Source organism: Ralstonia sp. PBBBR1 (genome assembly GCF_002256165.1).
GTDB lineage: Bacteria > Pseudomonadota > Gammaproteobacteria > Burkholderiales > Burkholderiaceae > Ralstonia > Ralstonia thomasii.
Genome location: NZ_NKIL01000002.1, coordinates 648,562 through 665,929, shown reverse-complemented (window position 1 = coordinate 665,929; position 17,368 = coordinate 648,562). Strand labels below are relative to the sequence as shown.

Here is a 17,368-nt window from a genome sequence, read left to right as displayed (position 1 = left end):
GAAGGGCGGGCCGACATTGTAGTCGGCAGCTTGTTCTACACTGACGGCCTCTGATCCAGCGAACGCCATGTCGTCCGACCCCACGCAACCCCAGCCCCCCGAGACGCCCGAGAGCGTCAAGCCCAGCGCGCCAGCGGATGTGCCCGAGTTCGATGCGAAAGCACACATCGCGCGCCTGCCGAACCTGCCGGGCGTGTATCGCTACTTTGATGCGCAGGGCAACGTGCTCTATGTGGGCAAGGCGCGCGACCTCAAGAAGCGCGTGTCGAGCTACTTCAACAAGACGCTGCTTTCGCCGCGCATCGCAATGATGGTGGCGAAGATCGCGCGCATCGACACCACGGTCGTGCGCAGCGAGGCCGAAGCGCTGCTGCTTGAAAACAACCTGATCAAGGCGCTGGCGCCGCGCTACAACATCCTGTTTCGCGACGACAAGTCGTATCCATATCTGAAGCTCACGCAGCACGCGTATCCGCGCATGGCGTATTACCGCGGCGCGACCGATCGCAGGCATCAGTACTTCGGCCCATTCCCGAGCGCGCATGCTGTGCGAGAGAGCATGCAGATCCTGCAGAAGGTGTTCCAGCTTCGCACATGCGAAGACACCGTCTTCAACAACCGCACGCGGCCGTGCCTGCTGCATCAGATCCATCGTTGCAGTGGCCCGTGCGTGCAGGCGATCAGCGCAGAGGATTACGCGCGCGACGTCGCCAACGCGGCCGGTTTCCTGCAGGGCCGGCAGGACGAGGTCATGCAGACGCTGCAGGACAAGATGCAGCGCTACGCCGAGTCGCTGGAGTTCGAGCAGGCTGCCATCGTGCGCGACCAGATCGGTGCATTGTCGACGGTGCTCAAGCAGCAGTCGGTGGAAGAAGTCGGCCACGCCAGCGACATCGACATCCTGGCGGTTGCCATCAAGGGCGGCCACGCCTGCGTGAACCTCGCGATGGTGCGCGGCGGGCGCCATCTGGGCGACAAGGCTTACTTTCCCACGCACGTGGAAGAGGGCGCCGCCATCGTCGGCGTGGATGTGGAAGCCGACGGTGAGGCTGCGGCAGAAACATCACGCGATGCCGAACGCATGGCCAGCGACATCCTCGAAGCCTTCGTCGCGCAGCACTATCTCGATCAGTTTGTGCCGCCGGTGCTGGTGGTCAGCCATCAGATTCACGCAACCGAGTTGATCAACGCGCTGGCCGAGCAGGCCGGGCGCCGCGTTTCGGTTGTGCGCCAGCCGCAGGGCGGGCGCCGCGCGTGGCTGGAGATGGCGGAGAAGGGCGCCGAGCTGTCGCTGATGCGTCGCCTTTCCGAGCAAGGCAGCCAGCAGGCCCGCACACTTGCGCTGGCCGAGACCATCGGCATCGACCTGGAAGACCTTGCCGCGCTGCGCGTCGAGTGCTTCGACATCAGCCACACCGCCGGCGAGGCCACGCAAGCCTCGTGCGTGGTTTTTCACAGCCACGCCATGCAAAACAGCGAATACCGCCGCTACAACATCCAGGACATCACCCCCGGCGACGACTACGCGGCCATGCGGCAAGTCCTCACGCGCCGCTACCAGAAGATCGTCGAGCAGGCAGGCGAAGACGCGCCCAACATGCCGACCATCGTGCTGATCGACGGCGGCAAGGGGCAGGTGGAAGTCGCTCGCCAGGTTTTTGAGGAACTGGGGTTGGATATTGGATTGCTCGTCGGTGTGGCCAAGGGCGAGGGGCGCAAGGTGGGCCTCGAAACGCTGGTCTTCGCCGATGGCCGGCCGTCACTGGAGTTGGGCCAGGGCAGCGCCGCGCTGATGCTTGTCGCGCAGATTCGCGATGAAGCGCACCGCTTTGCTATCACCGGTATGCGTGCCAAGCGGGCCAAGGCGCGCAACACGTCGCGGCTGGAAGAGATCGAAGGCATCGGCGCCAAGCGCCGGCAGCGGTTGCTGGCGCGCTTTGGCGGCCTGCGCGGTGTGATGGCCGCGAGCGTCGCCGAACTCGCCACGGTGGAAGGCATCTCGCAGACCCTCGCCGAAGAAATCTACCGTCAGTTGCATTGATCGGCGACAATGCCTCATCTTGTCGCGTGGGGTCGAGCTTGCGCGGCGGTTGTCCTCTCGATTTGCCATGCCTTTCAACTTCCCGATCCTCCTGACCTGGTTGCGTGTGGCCATGATCCCGCTGGTGGTGGGCGTGTTCTACGTGCCGGACACCTGGATGGCACTGCCCGCCAAGAACCTGACGGCCGCGGTGTTCTTCATCGTAGCAAGCCTCACTGATTGGTTCGACGGCTTTCTTGCTCGCCGCTGGAATCAGACCTCTGCTTTCGGAGCCTTCCTCGATCCGGTGGCCGACAAGCTGATGGTGGCCGCCGCGCTGCTGGTGCTGCTGTCATTGGGCCGCGTGTCCGACGTCATCGCACTCGTCATCATTGGCCGCGAGATCACCATCTCCGCCCTGCGTGAGTGGATGGCGCAGATTGGCGCGTCGAAGAGCGTGGCCGTCAACTTTCTCGGCAAGCTGAAGACGACTTTCCAGATGATCGCGATTCCGCTGCTGCTGTTCGAGGGCCGCCTGTTCGGCATGATCGACGCGCAGGTGTGGGGCACGTGGCTGATTTACGTGGCGGCGGTGCTCACGCTGTGGTCGATGGCGTACTACATGAAGCTCGCCTGGCCGCAGATTCGCGAGCGCGCAAAATGAGCCTTTAAAAACTCTTGCGCAAAAGTGTTGACGAGGGCGATTCTTCTTTGCCATAATCTCGTTCTCGCGTTGCAGTGATGTGACGCAAACGGTCTGGCGGCACAAAAGTTGTACGGCAGTGCTGGTAGCCAAAATGCGGGAATAGCTCAGTTGGTAGAGCGCAACCTTGCCAAGGTTGAGGTCGCGAGTTCGAGCCTCGTTTCCCGCTCCAATCCCGAAGGGAAGCCTTGCTTCCCTTTTTCTTTATCGGCACGGCAAACACGCGGTTCTTCACGAATTGCTACAATGCGGTGCAAAACCCCTGGCGGGGTAGCAAAGTGGTTATGCAGCGGCCTGCAAAGCCGTGTACGCCGGTTCGATTCCGGCCTCCGCCTCCAGATTGCAAGAAGAAAGCCCCGACTGGTTCGGGGCTTTTTATTTGCATCGTCGCGATGAACTCGCTCCAAGCGCGGCCTGTTCCGCCTCGACTCTCCAGTTTGGTCAACGTACCAACGCCATGTTGACACGAAGCACTGACGGCATGGCCGACCCATCCCGCCTCCTTGCCGTGGTCACATGAGAAAACTGCGTTGACTAGGCTCATTTGGTTCTATTTTTGAAACCAAACGAGGCGGAGATATGCCTTGATTGCGCTGTGAACGGTTCGTCTACCGAGCGGGTCATTCCCATTTTCAGTGTTGCCGCATGCATGGGTTGGCATGCTGGCATTCTGCGCAGCGGCCAGCATATCCAAGGTCTATTTCGCCCAGCCGCTGCTCGGAGCACTGGCCCGCGACTTTGCGCTCAGCGACGCTTGGGTGGGCGGCATCATCGGTGCCACCCAAGTTGGTTGTGCGCTTGCTCTGGCGCTAGTCGTTCCGCTGGGCGACCGCTGGCCGTGCAAGCGAGTGCTGCTGGTGCGGTTCGTCCTGCTCACGCCGGCGCTGCTCGCGGTAGGTCTGGTGCAGGCGCACTGGTCGTTGCTGCTTGGCATGCTCTCTATCGGTTTGCTTGGCACCGCGATGACACAAGGACTGATCGCCTGCGCCGCCGTGTTGGCACCTTCGCCGGAGCGTGGTCGCGTGGTTGGCGCGGTACAGGGCGGGGTAGTTATCGGTCTTCTGTTGGCACATGCCCTGACGGGCTGGATCGCTGAAGTCGCCGGCTGGCGTGCTGTCTATGCGACGTCAGTAGGCTTCTCGGTGGCGATGCTGTGTATGCTCTGGCGCGCGTTGCCGACGCCGCCGACTGTACTTTCGCCCCCGAAATACATAGCGCTTCTGCGCTCGATGTGGCAACTCCTGATGGCCGAACCTGTTTTGCAGGGACGCGGTCTGATCGGTTTGCTGATGTTCGCGGCGTTCAATGTCTTCTGGGGCGCGATGGCGCTGGCCCTGAGTGCGCCGCCCTATGAGTTTTCGCCAGCAGGCATTGGCTCATTCGGTCTGGTTGGCGTGATTGGCGCGCTGGCGGCCGCGCGAGCGGGGCACCAGGCGGATCGCCGTTGGGCACAGGCGGCCACCGGCGTCGCGTTGGATTTGCTACTGGTAGCCTGGCTGCCGCTCGGTTTGGGGGCGCAGCATCTGGCAGGGCTGATCGTCGGTGTGGTTCTGTTGGACCTGGGTGGGCAGGCCGTGCACGTGCCTCAATCAGAGGCTGATTTCTCGCTTGCGGCCGGAGGCGCACAGCCGGCTGTTTGGCGCGTACATGCTGTTCTATGCGGCGGGCAGTGGATTGGGGGCGGTGCTTTCGACGCAGGTGTATGCGTCGGCAGGATGATCAAGGATATGTCTTCTGGGGAGCAGCCCTCAGCTTGGCGGTGCTGATGTTCTGGGCGGCGACTGCGGCTTGAACGCCCGAACAAGGGCGCTGGCGGAAGGCTCGGTAGCGAGGGTTCGGGGCAGCGTATACCCGGGCGCCCTACCCGCCCGTGGGCTGGCTCCTATACTTTCTGAGAGCTCGCACCTTGTAATGGCGTGATAAAAAATGATAGAACGCCACAAAACCGGGCTCTCCGATTAGCTTTTCACAATTGTTTGCAATATCGCAGGGGCGGCCTTTTAGGATGAGTTGGGCTTAAGCCGGCGTGCGACACCTGCCGGTAGGGCGTAGGTAAGGTCTTGCGCGGGAAGTGGGTGCCGCGCCGGTGGTGGCTGGCGGATTGAACTACGATGCGCCGGTCCGGGACCCCGATCACAACGACGCACGGAGTGAGCCGGCATTTCGCATAGCGGTGCCGGACCCGAAACGGGGAAAGGGCAATCCAGATGGCGATACGAATTGCCTCGGTGGAAGACAACCAGGCGCAATCGGATTTGATTCGCGAGATCCTGATTTCGTCTGGATACGAATGCGAGTGTTTCAGTAACGGGGATGCCTTCGTCAAGGCGCTGCGGGATCGCACGTTCGACCTGCTGCTGCTCGACTGGCAGTTGCCCGATATCAGCGGCATCCAGCTTGTGAGCTGGGTGCGGCAGACGGTCGGCCCGGCGCTGCCGGTGCTGTTTCTGACCAACCGTTCGCTCGAAGACGACGTGGTGCGCGGGCTGGCTGCCGGCGCCGACGATTACGTCGTCAAGCCGGTGCGCCGCGCCGAGCTGGTGGCACGCGTCGGTGCGCTGCTGCGTCGTGCCGCGCCGCGCACGAGCGAATCGCTCGAACGCATTCGCGTCGGCCCGTACGCAGTGGACCCCGTCGGGCGCGTGCTGACGTTGAATGGCTCGCAGGTTGAGCTTTCGCCGCGCGAGTTCGATCTTGGGCTGTACCTGTTCCGCAATGTCGGCAAGCTGGTGCCGCGTGAGCTGATCGAGCAGGCAGTGTGGGGGCGCAGCATCGGCCCGGATTCGCGCACGCTTGCCACCCATATCTCCAAGCTGCGGCTCAAACTCGATCTCAATCAGAAGAATGGCGTGCGGCTGGTCTCGGTGTACTCGCACGGCTATCGGCTCGAAACCACGCAGGAAGATGGTGAAGCAAGCTGACGCAATCTGGGGTGGTTTGATTGGGCGCGCCGCGTTTGTCGGCGCGTTCGTTCTTTTTGGCGGCGTGTGGCAGGCGGCGATGGCTCAGCCTTCCGGCGCTGACGGTGGCGATTTCATCTATCGCGTGCAGCAGGGCGACACGCTGATCAACCTCGCTGAACGTTACATGGACAGCGTCGAAGGCTGGCGCCTGCTGCAGCGGCGCAACCATGTGGCCGATCCGTATCGGTTGAAGCCCGGCTCGCTCCTCCGGATTTCGTTCGATCGCATTCCAGTGGTGCCCTCGACGGCGCAGGTGGTGTTTGCACGCGATGCAACCACCGGCGGCAAGCCGCTGCAAGCGGGCATGAAGCTCGCTGAAGAGTCGCAGATCGACACCGGCGACAAAGGTGGGGTCACGCTGGCTTTTGATGACGGCACACGCGTGACGGTGCCGCCGGGCAGCCACGTGGCGCTCTCGCGTGTGCGGGCGTTTGCGCGCGCCGGGCTGATCGATGTGCGCGTGCACGTGAAGCAAGGCGAAGCCGAATCCAACGTCTCACCCAGGAAGAGCGGCGTGGGCCGTTACGAGATTTCCACGCCTGCGCTGGTGACGGGCGTGCGCGGTACACGTTTCCGCGTGCAGGCCAGCGAAGCCGTATCGACGAGTTCCGTGCTCGAAGGCGAGGTGGCCACGAGTGCCGGCCGTCAGAAGCAGGCGGTCAAGGCCGGCTTTGGCGTGCAGGCATCGGCGGGGCACCTCAAGCGCGCGGCGCTGCCCGCAGCGCCCAGGCTGGATGCCATTCCCGAGCTTGTGCAGACGCCGTGCCTGCGCGCGACGTGGCAGCCCGTCAAGGGCGCGGTCGGCTATCGCGCTGCCGTGGCGCGGGATGCTGCACTGACCGAACTCAGCGCCTACCAATCGAGCAAGACGCCCGCGGTAACGCTCTGCGGCGATGAGGACGGCGACTACATGCTCGTCGTGCAAAGCATCGACGCACTCGGACTGACTAGCGAATCGGCCACGCGGCCGTTCACCGTGCGCCTGCACCCGGAAGCGCCTTATACGATCCAGCCCGCCAGCGGCCGGACCTACCGCAGCGGGGACGTGGCATTTGCATGGGCTGTCGTGTCCGATGCTGGTAGCTATGACCTGGAAGTGGCGGGCACCGAGAGCTTTGCCTCGCCGGCCGTTCAGCAGCATGGCGAGGACGTGCGTCTGACCAGGCCGTTGACGGCTGGCACATGGTGGTGGCGTGTGCGCTCGGTGGCAGCGGACGGCAAAACCGGCCCGTGGAGCGATGTGCTTCGTTTTCGCGTGCTCGACATTCCGCCGGACGCCGTACCGACAGCCGAAGTGGAAGCGAGCGATGACGGCAAGCTGCATGCCCACTGGTCGGCGTTGTCGCCCGAACTGGCGGCATCTGGCGCGCGCACGCGTGTGCAATTGGCGGGCGACACAAGCTTCGCCAAACCCATCGCCGACATCGTGAGCGAAGGCAACGAGGCCACCATTCCGAGGCCGCCGTCCGGCGTGTATTACATCCGCACCGGCGTCGACTTGGGCGATGCGGCATCGGTGGTCTACGCCAAGCCGCAGCGCATTGACGTCGGTGCCTTCGTCGGCGATTCCGCGCGCAGCCCGGTGCAGAGCGGCGGCGGCAATCTCCTCCTCAATGACTGAACCCGTACCCGCCCAATCGGCCGTGCGCAGCCTTGGGCGGCGCGCGCTGGTGGAGTGGGGGGTGCTGGTGGCGCTGGCAGCGCTGTTGACATTCGGCGCGGTGCGCTGGAGCGTGGTCGCGCGGCTGGATGCGGCGCTATACGACACGGTCGTCACGCTGCACGGGCATGCACCGCGCGACGACATCGTCGTCGTTGCCATTGATGACCAGAGTCTTGACGCAGTGGGACGCTGGCCCTGGCCCCGCAGCCGCCTGGCCGACCTGATTGCGCGGGTGGGACGGGCGCAGCCGCGCGCCATCGGCGTCGATATTCTGCTGATCGAACCCGATCTCGCGCAGCCCGAAGGCGATCGAGCATTGACTGCCGCCATCGAGCAGGCCGGACACGTCATCCTGCCGGCCTTGCCGGAGCGCACCGAGCAGGGGCGCGTGTATCACTATCCGTTCCTCGGTATCAACGCGGCGGTCGCGCATATCAATGCCGCCCCCGATGCGGATAGCGTGGTGCGCGGCATGTATCTGGCAGAGGGGCCGCGAGCGCATGTGCTGGACCATCTTGCCGTGCAACTTGCGCGGCAGGCGCTGCGCCCGCCGTCATCCGTACCGGCGCTGCCCGATGTGGAGACCGACGCTGGCGGTTGGATGCGGCAGGCGCATATCCGCCTGAATTTTGCGGGGCCGGCCGGTACATACCGGCATGTGCCGGCGCTGGATGTGCTCAACGGCCACGTGCCGCCCGAGGTGCTTGCCGGCAAGCTGGTGCTGATCGGGGCCACCGCATCGGGAGTGTCCGACATCTTTGCGACGCCGCCCTCGCGCACGATGAGCGGCGTCGAAGTGCTTGCCAATGCCACGCAGACGGTACTCGACGGCAGCGCCATCCTGCCGGCGCCACCGGGCGTGTTCTGGGCGATGACGCTGCTCCCCCTGCTGATGACCGCATTTGCCGTGCGCTGGCTCACGCCGCGCATGGCGCTTGCCGTGGCGGTAACGGGTGCCGCCGTGTTGTTGCTGAGCGCAATCGGCGCGCTGGTGGTCGGCAATCGCTGGCTGCCGCCGTTTGCGGCGCTGGTGGGCCCGCTGGTGTTGTATCCGCTGTGGAGCTGGCGCCAGCAGGAAGCCGCGTTGCGCTTTCTGCGCGACGAGCTGCAGCGTCTGGCGCGCGAGCCCGGCCTGTTGGGCGATACCGCGCCGCTGGCCCGCACCGGCCGCACGCTCGGCGCGCACATGGATGCCGTCGCCTCGCTGACGGACAAGCTGCGTGGGCTGCGCCGCTTCCTGGCCGATGCGCTGGAGAGCCTGCCCGATGCGACCGTCATCTGCACGCACGACGGCACGATCCGCCTGGCGAATGGCCGAAGCGCAGACCTGGCCGGCCAGATGCAGACGCCGGGCCAGATCCGCGCGGCCGCGCTGCGCGACCTGTCGACGCTGCTGGCGCGTGCGTTTCCCGACCCCACAGCGGGAGAGCACTACTGGGCACGCTGGCTCGCCGATCCCACCGGGCTCGAACCTGTCGAGCTACAGACGCACGACGGCCGCTCGATGTTGATGCATGCTGCCGCGTTGCGAGACGAAGCGGGCCGCCCCGTCGACATCATCGTCAGCTTTGCCGACATCACCCCGGTGCGGCAGGCGGAACGCCATCGCGAAGAAGCACTGCAGTTCATCTCGCACGATATGCGCTCGCCGCAGAGTGCCATCCTTGCCCTGATCGAACTGCAGCGCGATGCCTCGCGTGCGCTGGACCGCGAGGTGCTTCTGTCTCGCATCGAGCAGCTGTCGTCGCGAACACTGGAGCTGGCCGATGCCTTTATCGACCTGGCGCGCGCCGAATCGCAAACGCTCAAACTGGTGGATGTGGATCTGGTGGGCCTTGTGCTCGATGCCGCCGACGAGGTCTGGCCGCTCGCGAATCGCCACCAGGTGGAAGTGCGCGTGGTGGCTGACATCGAAGCAGCGGTGCGCGGCGAGCCGCGCTTGCTGGTGCGCGCGCTGGTGAATCTGCTCAACAACGCCATCAAGTTCAGCACGGCCGGTTCCGTAGTGACGGTGACGGTCGAGCAGGACGAAGGAATGTTCTCAGTGGCCGTGGCGGACCAGGGGGCCGGCATCGCCCTTGCCGATCAGCCGCGGCTGTTTCAACCGTTTCATCGCTTGCACGAAGGCGCGGCCAATGCGCCGGCCGGCAGCGGCTTGGGCCTCGTATTCGTGAAGACGGTGGTCGACCGGCATGGCGGCCGCATTGCCGTGCAGAGCGCACCCGGCCTGGGGTCGACCTTCACGCTGTGGCTGCCGCGCGTCGCGCATCGCCACGACGCCTGAGGCCACGACGGTCTCGTGTGGCCTTTGCCACATTTCCTTTTCAATCATTTGCATTTCGGCACTGCGGCGGCCCTACAGTTCAATGGCCGACCCGCACAGCATGCGCCGGTGACACACCGGCCGAGAGACGACGGCACCTTGGAAAACCGAGCACAGACACGCCCGAGGCGCCCCGCATGTTGAGCCAGACTGCAACCGATGTTTTGAGCGAATGCGACTACGAATGCGTTCGCGCGCAACTGCATCAAGCCCTGCGCGGCGACGGGAACCCGCCGCAGGTCGAATGTTTCTGGCTGGCTGGTCGGCACGTATCCATGTGGCGCGGCGGTGGTCGCGACGGCAGCAATGCACAACAACATCGTCGCACCACCGCCTGATTGCGCCGCACGCAGTCAACTACGAAACCGAGCCATGAAAATCGGTCTGATCGATACGCACCTCGCCCGCCAGCAGGCGATCCACTCCGCGTTGCAGCCCACGCGCTTTGAATGTGTGCCGCTGTTTCTCTCTCGCCAGGTCTTTGAAGCCATCGATCTGCACGGCATCAACCTGCTGATGGTCGGCGCGCATGCGCACGACATGCCAGGCCTGTCGCTGGTGCGCAGCGTGCGCGAGCGCGTGGGCCCCGGTATGGCGATCGTCTACCTCGCCGACGGCCAGGCCGATACCGAAACCGCAGAGGCGCTCAACCACGGTGCAGACCTGTGCTTCCAAGGTGATATCCGTGCGCCTGAGTTGCTGGCGCGGCTCGATGCGTTGATCCGCCGCTTTGCCGTGAGCCGCGCCGTGCGGGCGTCGGAGATTCGCCTGGGGCCGTATACGCTCGATCGGCAGAATCGTTCCATCCGCCTGCACGATGCGTCGGTGTCAGTGCATGCGCGTGAGTTTGAGTTGGCGCTGCTCTTGTTTGCGAATGCGGGGCGTGTACTCTCGCGCGCAGACATCGAGCTGGCGCTCTGGGGCCGCGAGCTGAGCCCGTATTCACGCACGCTCGATACGCATGTCTCGCGCCTGCGCAAGAAATTGCTGCTCAGCACGGAAAACGGTCTGCGGCTGCGCGCCATCTACGGGCAGGGTTTCTGCCTGGAGCGCGTGATCGACGCCGAAGCAACGCACTGACAGCCTTGACCCGCCGGAGCCGCTGCCATGCAATTGCTCTGTATCACCATCCTCATCGGCTTTCTGGCCGGGCTTGTGGCCCGATGGGTGACGCCGCGCTGCGGCGCAAGCGGCTTCGTCCTCACCATCATGGTCGGCATTGCCGGTGCGCTGGCCGCGGCCTTTCTCGGCCAGTTGCTGCATTGGTATGAGCCCGGCCAATTGGCGGGGTTTGCCGGCGCGGTCGTGGGCGCCGTCATCCTGCTGGCCGGCTATCACGTGCTGGCACGCGAACGCTGAGTCGGTCGCTTCAACGTAAAGCCCTGCAAGACGGGGTTTTTTTGTTGGTGAAGCAGGGGGGGATTCCAGCGCCCACCACCAAAAGAAACGCCCTGACACTCGGGACAGCAGCATCAGGGCCAAGAAGGCCGCGGCTCTCTCTTCCGCGACCGGAGCGCACCCACGAGGGGTCGGTGCAAGCTCAGGTTACGTGGCTGAGAGCGGGCGAATGCAAATCTTTATCAACAGCGCTGAGGTCGGCGAATGGGCGAGGCGCTGCGCAACTAGTCAGACGTCGTACAACATGGGGCCGTATTGGCCGGCTCAGCTACCTGTCGCGGCCGATTGAGTGCCAGCCGCTTCGTGCGCACGACGCAGGCGTTCCCGGCTGTTTGACAGATGCATGCGCATGGCAGCGCGGGCGGCTTCAGGGTCTTTGCGGGCGATGGCTTCAAAGACGCTGTGGTGCTCGCGGTTGACCGTGGCGCGCAGTTCCGGAGCGTTCAGGTATCCGACCTGTGCCAGCCCGATCCGCGTGCGAGGGATGAGCGTCTTGCCGAGTTGGGCGAGGGCGCCGACAAAATGTTCATTGCCGGTGGCGCGCGCGATGCTGAGGTGAAACTGCAGGTCGGAGGTGGCGCTGTCGTTGCCGTCCGCCTGGTCCTGCTCAATGGCTTCGAGTGCCAAACGCAGGGCATCGATCTCGGTGGGAGAAATGCGCTGTGCGGCCAGGCCAGCGCACTCCGTCTCAATGGCGACGCGCAATTCCAGCATGCTCAGAATGTCGTGCATCGTGGAGGCATCGCCCAGCGGGATGCTGTTGTCTGCGCGCGGCGGCAGGACAAAGCTGCCGATGCCGTGCCGCGTTTCGATCATCCCCTTGGCTTGCAGGCGCGAAATGGCTTCGCGTATCACCGTGCGGCTCACGCCCAGCGCTTCCATCAATGCGGATTCCGTCGGCAGCTTGTCGCCAATGCGCAGCGATTCGTTGGCGATGCGCCCTTTGATGTGGTCCACCACTACGTCCGCCAGGCTTTGGGTGCGGCGCACGTGCGTTGCGGGCGAGCTGACGGTGGGCATGCGGTCTCCGGGAGGGGCGGGTTTACCAGGGGTGGTTCGGTCGGAATGTGTCAATTATAGTCGCATCCGTGTTGTACGACGACTGATGACATACGTGATGATCATGGATCACAAAACCACCGACTCCCCACTTCGCACGCCGCGCGTTACCCGCCTTCAAGTCATTCCCGTGGCGGGCCGCGACAGTATGTTGCTGAATCTGAGCGGCGCGCACGGCCCGTTCTTCACCCGCAATATCGTCCTCCTGGAGGACTCCGAGGGTCATACCGGGGTGGGCGAGGTGCCGGGCGGCGAGTCCATCCGCAAGACCATCGAGGACGCGACGCCGCTGGTTGTCGGACAACCGATCGGCGCGTACAACAACGTACTGAACAGCGTACGTCGCCAATTTGCCGATCGCGACGTCGCCGGCCGGGGGTTGCAGACCTTCGACCTGCGCACCACCGTGCATGCGGTGACGGCGCTGGAAAGCGCGCTGCTCGACTTGCTCGGCCAGCATCTGGGCGTGCCTGTGGCGGCGCTGCTGGGGCAGGGGCAACAGCGCGACAAGGTGCCGGTGCTCGGCTACCTGTTCTTCGTGGGCGACCGCAAACGCACCGACCTGGACTACGCCGACGGCAGCGATGCCACGGACGACTGGACCCGCGTGCGCCACGAAGAAGCGCTTACGCCGGAGGCGGTCGTGCGCCTCGCAAAGGCCGCCCATGCGCGCTATGGCTTCAAGGATTTCAAGCTCAAGGGCGGTGTGCTGAGCGGCGATGACGAAATGGGCGTCACGACTGCATTGGCCGAGGCCTTTCCCGAGGCGCGCGTCACGCTGGACCCGAACGGCGCGTGGTCGCTGGCCGAGGCCATTCGCCTGTGCCGCGACAAGCACGACGTGCTGGCCTACGCCGAAGACCCGTGCGGCGCCGAGGGCGGTTACTCGGGCCGCGAAGTGATGGCGGAATTCCGCCGCGCCACGGGCCTGCCGACGGCCACCAACATGATCGCCACCGACTGGCGCCAGATGGGGCACGCCATTCAGTTGCACTCCGTCGACATTCCGCTGGCCGATCCGCATTTCTGGACGATGCAGGGCTCGGTGCGCGTGGCGCAGATGTGCGACGACTGGGGCCTGACCTGGGGTTCGCACTCCAACAATCACTTCGACATTTCATTGGCGATGTTCACGCACGTGGCCGCGGCTGCGCCGGGCAACATCACCGCCATCGACACGCACTGGATCTGGCAAGACGGACAGCGCCTGACGCGTGAACCGTTCCAGATCGTCGGCGGTGAGATTGCCGTTCCGACCGCCCCGGGCCTGGGCGTCACGGTCGACATGGAGCAACTGGAGAAGGCCCACGCCCTCTACAAGCAGCACGGCCTGGGCGCACGCGACGACGCAATCGCCATGCGCCAACTGATTCCCAACTGGCAGTTCGACAACAAGTGCCCCTGCATGGTGCGTTGACTGTTGACCGCTACGGCGGAACCCGAGGCGGCGCACGTCGTAGCACGCCGCCTCGTAGATCGGTAACCAATAAAAAAATATCGGAGACAACACCGTGAAGACCATCAAGGGCTTGCGCTGGTGGATCATCGTGCTGGTGTGCCTGGGCACGATCGTCAACTATCTGGCGCGTAACTCGTTGGGCGTGCTGGCGCCCACACTCAAGAACGAGCTGGGGATGAGCACCCAGCAGTATTCCTACGTGGTGGCGGCCTTCCAGGTCGGCTACACGATCATGCAGCCGGTCTGCGGCTTTATCGTTGACCTGGTCGGCTTGCGTATCGGCTTTGCGCTGTTTGGTGTGTTGTGGTCGTTTGCTGGCGTGCTGCACGCGGGCGCTACCGGCTGGCTGTCGCTGGCGGGCTTTCGCGCCCTGATGGGCCTGACCGAAGCCGCTGCCATTCCGTCCGGCATGAAGGCCGTGGCCGAATGGTTCCCGGACAAGGAAAAATCCGTCGCCGTCGGCTGGTTCAATTCGGGCACCTCGCTGGGTGCGATGTTGGCGCCGCCGCTGGTGGTCTTCCTGCATCTGCGTTACGGCTGGCAGTCGGCGTTTGTGGTGACCGGCGCCATCGGCTTCCTGTGGGCCGCGCTGTGGTTCGCGTTCTACCGTTCGCCGAAAGATCACGCCGCATTGTCTGACGCCGAGCGTGAAAAGATCATCGGCGGCCAGCTCCGCCCCGTGAGCGCCGAGCGCGGCAAGCGCCCGCTCAAGGACGTCGTGACGTCCCGCCGTTTCTGGGCGATTGCGCTGGCGCGCTTCTTTGCCGAGCCGGCCTGGCAGACGTTCAGCTTCTGGATTCCGCTTTACTTCGTGAACGAACGCCACCTCGATCTGAAAGCGATCGCCATGTTCGCGTGGCTGCCGTTCCTGGCGGCGGACCTGGGCGGCCTGGTGGGCGGTTACCTGTCGCCGTTCCTGATCAAGCGCTTCAGCATTCCGCTGGTGTGGTCGCGTGTGTGCGGCGTTGTGCTGGGTGCGTTCATGATGATCGGTCCGGCGTGCGTCGGGCTCGTGGCGTCTCCCTATACGGCGATTGCGTTGTTCTGCGTGGGCGGCTTTGCGCACCAGATGATCTCCGGCCTGGTCAACACGCTGTCTGCGGACGTGTTCGATCCGGAAGAGGTCGGCACCGCCAGCGGCTTTGCCGGCATGGCGGCGTGGATCGGCGGCCTGGGCTTCTCGCTGTTGGTGGGCGCGCTGGCTGACAAGGTCGGTTATGGTCCGCTGTTCGGCCTGCTCGGCGCGTTCGATCTGATTGGCGCGGTGTTGCTGATTGTGCTGATTCGCGGTCAGTCGCATGAAGAACGTGCCGCGCGTCAGATGCGTCTCTCTGCTTCAAACTGAGTTGAAACCGATGTCCATGTTGAATCCCCCCCGATTCGAAGTCCAGGCGCAGGAAGGCAACCGGCTGCGGCTGGCCAGCAGCGCCGGCGCTGCGATTGAACTCTTCGTGCTGGAAGAAGACGTCATCCGCGTGCTCGTGCTGCCGCAGGGCGACCTGCGCGGCCCGGCCACGTGGTCGATCGCCCCCGGCGGTGACGACACGCCGCTCGAAGGGCGTGACCGCCGCGACCTGAGCGGCTTCGCCCTGCCCGCATTTGCGTTGCACAGCGACGCCGACACGCTGCGCGTGGAAACCAGCAAGATCCGCTTGAGCGTCGCCCTGGCAGGCGGCTTCTGCACATGGCAGATCCGCGGTGCCAGCGGATGGCAGACCGTGCTGAACGATCGCCCCACGCAGGCCTACAACTTCGGCTATTGGGACGAGCAGGTCTACCACTACGTGCGCCGCGAACCCGGCGAAGTGTACTTCGGCCTGGGTGAGCGCGCCGGCGACATGAACCGTGCGCACCAGCGTTACGAGATGCGCAACATCGACGCGATGGGCTATAGCGCCCGCACGACCGATCCGCTGTACAAGCACATTCCGTTCTACGTGACGTGGCAACCGGAAAACCGCACCGGCTTCGGGCTGTTCTACGACACGCTGTCCGATTGCAGCTTCGACATGGGCCGCGAGCTGGACAACTACCACGGTCTCTATCGGTACTTTGTCGCGCCGCATGGTGATCTCGACTACTACTTCATTGCCTCGCCCGATACGCCGCTCGACGCCACGCGCCGCTTCACGTGGATGACCGGCCGCCCCGCGTGGATGCCGAAGTGGGGCCTCGGTTACTCCGGCTCGACCATGACGTACACCGACGCGCCCAACGCGCAGGAACAGATGGCCGAGTTCATCAAGGGATGCCGTGAGCACGACATCCTCTGCGACTCGTTCCATCTGTCGTCGGGCTATACGTCGATCGGCCCGAAGCGCTACGTCTTCAACTGGAACACCGACAAGTTCCCGGATGCGCGGGGCTTCGTCCAGAGCTATCTGGATGCGGGCATTCGCCTGTGCCCGAACATCAAGCCGTGCCTGCTGCGCGATCACCCGAAGTTTGAAGAAGCGAAGGAAGCCGGGCTGCTGATTTGCGATGCAGCCGGTGAGCCGGCCTGGGTGCAATTCTGGGATGAGGTGGGCGCGTATCTCGACTTCACCAATCCGAAAACGCTCGACTGGTGGAAGGCCAACGTCAAGAGCGCGCTGCTCGAATACGGCATGGCGTCGACCTGGAACGACAACAACGAATTCGAAGTCTGGACGCCCGACGCTTTCGCTCACGGCTTCGGCAAGAAGGCGCCCATCCGCGAAGCCAAGGTGCTGCACACCATGCTGATGATGCGCGCCTCGCGGGAAGCGCAACTCGAGTTTGCACCGCAGCGCCGGCCGTTCCTGGTGTCGCGCTCGGGCGGTGTCGGCATGCAGCGTTATGTGCAGACCTGGTCCGGCGACAACTACACCTCGTGGGAAACGCTGCGCTACAACCTGAAGATGGGCCTGGGCCTCGCGCTGTCCGGCGTCTCGAACATCGGCCACGATATCGGCGGGTTTGCGGGCCCGGCGCCTTCGCCGGAACTGCTGGTGCGCTGGGTGGCCTTTGGCGTCTTCCTGCCGCGCTTCTCCATCCACTCGTGGAACGATGACAAGACCGTCAACGAGCCGTGGATGTATCCGCAGATCACCTCGCAAATTGCCTCGCTGATCAAGCTGCGCTATCGGCTGATTCCGTATCTGTACGAACTGCTGTGGCAATCCACGCAGGCCTACGAGCCGGTACTGCGTCCGACGTTTGCCGAGTTCCCGAACGACCGCCGCTGCTACGCCGAGTGCGATGACATGATGATCGGCTCGTCGCTGCTGGTGGCGCCGGCGGTGGACGAAGGGCAGACCGAGCGCACCGTCTATCTGCCGGCCGGCGCGCGCTGGGTGTCGTACTGGAGCGGCGAGGTCTTCGACGGCGGACAGGCCATCACGCTGCCTTCGCCTTGGGATCAGCCGGTGATGCTGGTTCGAGAAGGCGGTGTGATCGCGCTGAACGTGGCGGAACAGCATTTCGACCAGCGCGCCGATCAACGCGGCTTCCTTGTCGTGCCCATGCAAGGCGTTGGCGAATCCGTTGGCGGCTGCATTGAAGACGACGGCGAAACCGAAGCGTGGCGCGACGGCGAGCAGGGCCGCTGGAGCGTGCGTGCGGTGTCGGATGCGCAGGCCATCACGCTGCACGTATCGTGCGAAGGCAAGATGCCGACGCTGGCTGACACCGTTGAGATTCACCTGCCCGCCGGTGATGTGCGGCAAGTGCAGACGCCGCATGCCCGCGTGCTGGAAACCGTTGTTGCGGGTGGCTGGCGCCGCCTGACGTTGCAGTTGCTGGCCTAGTGCCGCATTCTCG

At 64.5% G+C, this 17,368-nt stretch carries 11 protein-coding genes, 2 tRNA genes and 1 pseudogene; 13 read left to right on the top strand and 1 reads right to left on the bottom strand.

The features are described 5' to 3' along the window. Window positions 1-67: 67 nt before the first annotated feature. The 10 genes and pseudogenes from uvrC (at window position 68) to CFE42_RS03115 (ending at window position 11,031) form a co-directional block, all read left to right on the top strand. The gene (gene uvrC / locus CFE42_RS03160; RefSeq protein WP_004635607.1) at window positions 68-2,041 is read left to right on the top strand and encodes an excinuclease ABC subunit UvrC; all 1,974 of its coding nucleotides are present in this window, start codon (window positions 68-70) and stop codon (window positions 2,039-2,041) included. Window positions 2,042-2,108: 67 nt separating this feature from the next. After that, window positions 2,109-2,684, top strand: a complete 576-nt coding sequence (gene pgsA, locus CFE42_RS03155; protein WP_004635606.1) for a CDP-diacylglycerol--glycerol-3-phosphate 3-phosphatidyltransferase — start codon at window positions 2,109-2,111, stop codon at window positions 2,682-2,684. 135 nt (window positions 2,685-2,819) lie between these two features. Further along, a tRNA-Gly gene (locus CFE42_RS03150) sits at window positions 2,820-2,895 on the top strand. Between the two features lie 92 nt (window positions 2,896-2,987). Continuing rightward, a tRNA-Cys gene (locus CFE42_RS03145) sits at window positions 2,988-3,061 on the top strand. Window positions 3,062-3,382: 321 nt separating this feature from the next. After that, window positions 3,383-4,515 (top strand): annotated as a pseudogene (locus CFE42_RS03140) (MFS transporter). A gap of 415 nt (window positions 4,516-4,930) precedes the next feature. After that, on the top strand, window positions 4,931-5,644 hold the full coding sequence (locus CFE42_RS03135) for a response regulator transcription factor (protein ID WP_004636575.1): 714 nt from the start codon (window positions 4,931-4,933) through the stop codon (window positions 5,642-5,644). After that, the gene (locus CFE42_RS03130) at window positions 5,628-7,307 is read left to right on the top strand and encodes a FecR domain-containing protein (RefSeq protein WP_004636577.1); all 1,680 of its coding nucleotides are present in this window, start codon (window positions 5,628-5,630) and stop codon (window positions 7,305-7,307) included. Before CFE42_RS03135 ends, CFE42_RS03130 begins: the two co-directional genes overlap by 17 nt. Continuing rightward, window positions 7,300-9,633: a CHASE2 domain-containing protein gene (locus tag CFE42_RS03125; RefSeq protein ID WP_004636578.1), complete on the top strand. Its 2,334-nt coding sequence runs from the start codon at window positions 7,300-7,302 to the stop codon at window positions 9,631-9,633. Before CFE42_RS03130 ends, CFE42_RS03125 begins: the two co-directional genes overlap by 8 nt. Window positions 9,634-10,044: 411 nt before the next feature. Beyond that, the gene (locus tag CFE42_RS03120; RefSeq protein WP_004636582.1) at window positions 10,045-10,752 is read left to right on the top strand and encodes a response regulator transcription factor; all 708 of its coding nucleotides are present in this window, start codon (window positions 10,045-10,047) and stop codon (window positions 10,750-10,752) included. Window positions 10,753-10,779: 27 nt separating this feature from the next. Next, window positions 10,780-11,031, top strand: coding sequence for a GlsB/YeaQ/YmgE family stress response membrane protein (locus CFE42_RS03115; RefSeq protein WP_004636586.1), 252 nt, complete (start codon window positions 10,780-10,782; stop codon window positions 11,029-11,031). Window positions 11,032-11,334: 303 nt separating this feature from the next. Here the strand turns inward: CFE42_RS03115 and CFE42_RS03110 are convergent, their stop codons facing one another. Then, window positions 11,335-12,090: a FadR/GntR family transcriptional regulator gene (locus CFE42_RS03110; protein WP_004636588.1), complete on the bottom strand. Its 756-nt coding sequence runs from the start codon at window positions 12,088-12,090 to the stop codon at window positions 11,335-11,337. Window positions 12,091-12,175: 85 nt separating this feature from the next. Between CFE42_RS03110 and gudD the strand changes: the two genes are divergently transcribed. The 3 genes from gudD (at window position 12,176) to CFE42_RS03095 (ending at window position 17,355) form a co-directional block, all read left to right on the top strand. Next, window positions 12,176-13,546: a glucarate dehydratase gene (gene gudD / locus CFE42_RS03105; protein WP_004636590.1), complete on the top strand. Its 1,371-nt coding sequence runs from the start codon at window positions 12,176-12,178 to the stop codon at window positions 13,544-13,546. A 94-nt stretch (window positions 13,547-13,640) separates the two neighbouring features. Next, window positions 13,641-14,933: an MFS transporter gene (locus CFE42_RS03100; RefSeq protein ID WP_004636593.1), complete on the top strand. Its 1,293-nt coding sequence runs from the start codon at window positions 13,641-13,643 to the stop codon at window positions 14,931-14,933. 10 nt (window positions 14,934-14,943) lie between these two features. Next, window positions 14,944-17,355: a glycoside hydrolase family 31 protein gene (locus tag CFE42_RS03095; RefSeq protein WP_004636595.1), complete on the top strand. Its 2,412-nt coding sequence runs from the start codon at window positions 14,944-14,946 to the stop codon at window positions 17,353-17,355. Window positions 17,356-17,368 lie beyond the last annotated feature (13 nt).

Excerpts from the sequence above, each read along its gene's own strand:
- uvrC (WP_004635607.1), top strand. The coding sequence starts at position 68 with ATGTCGTCCGACCCCACGCAACCCCAGCCCCCCGAGACGCCCGAGAGC.
- pgsA (WP_004635606.1), top strand. The coding sequence starts at position 2,109 with ATGCCTTTCAACTTCCCGATCCTCCTGACCTGGTTGCGTGTGGCCATG.
- CFE42_RS03135 (WP_004636575.1), top strand. The coding sequence starts at position 4,931 with ATGGCGATACGAATTGCCTCGGTGGAAGACAACCAGGCGCAATCGGAT.
- CFE42_RS03130 (WP_004636577.1), top strand. The coding sequence starts at position 5,628 with ATGGTGAAGCAAGCTGACGCAATCTGGGGTGGTTTGATTGGGCGCGCC.
- CFE42_RS03125 (WP_004636578.1), top strand. The coding sequence starts at position 7,300 with ATGACTGAACCCGTACCCGCCCAATCGGCCGTGCGCAGCCTTGGGCGG.
- CFE42_RS03120 (WP_004636582.1), top strand. The coding sequence starts at position 10,045 with ATGAAAATCGGTCTGATCGATACGCACCTCGCCCGCCAGCAGGCGATC.
- CFE42_RS03115 (WP_004636586.1), top strand. The coding sequence starts at position 10,780 with ATGCAATTGCTCTGTATCACCATCCTCATCGGCTTTCTGGCCGGGCTT.
- CFE42_RS03110 (WP_004636588.1), bottom strand. The coding sequence starts at position 12,090 with ATGCCCACCGTCAGCTCGCCCGCAACGCACGTGCGCCGCACCCAAAGC.
- gudD (WP_004636590.1), top strand. The coding sequence starts at position 12,176 with ATGACATACGTGATGATCATGGATCACAAAACCACCGACTCCCCACTT.
- CFE42_RS03095 (WP_004636595.1), top strand. The coding sequence starts at position 14,944 with ATGTCCATGTTGAATCCCCCCCGATTCGAAGTCCAGGCGCAGGAAGGC.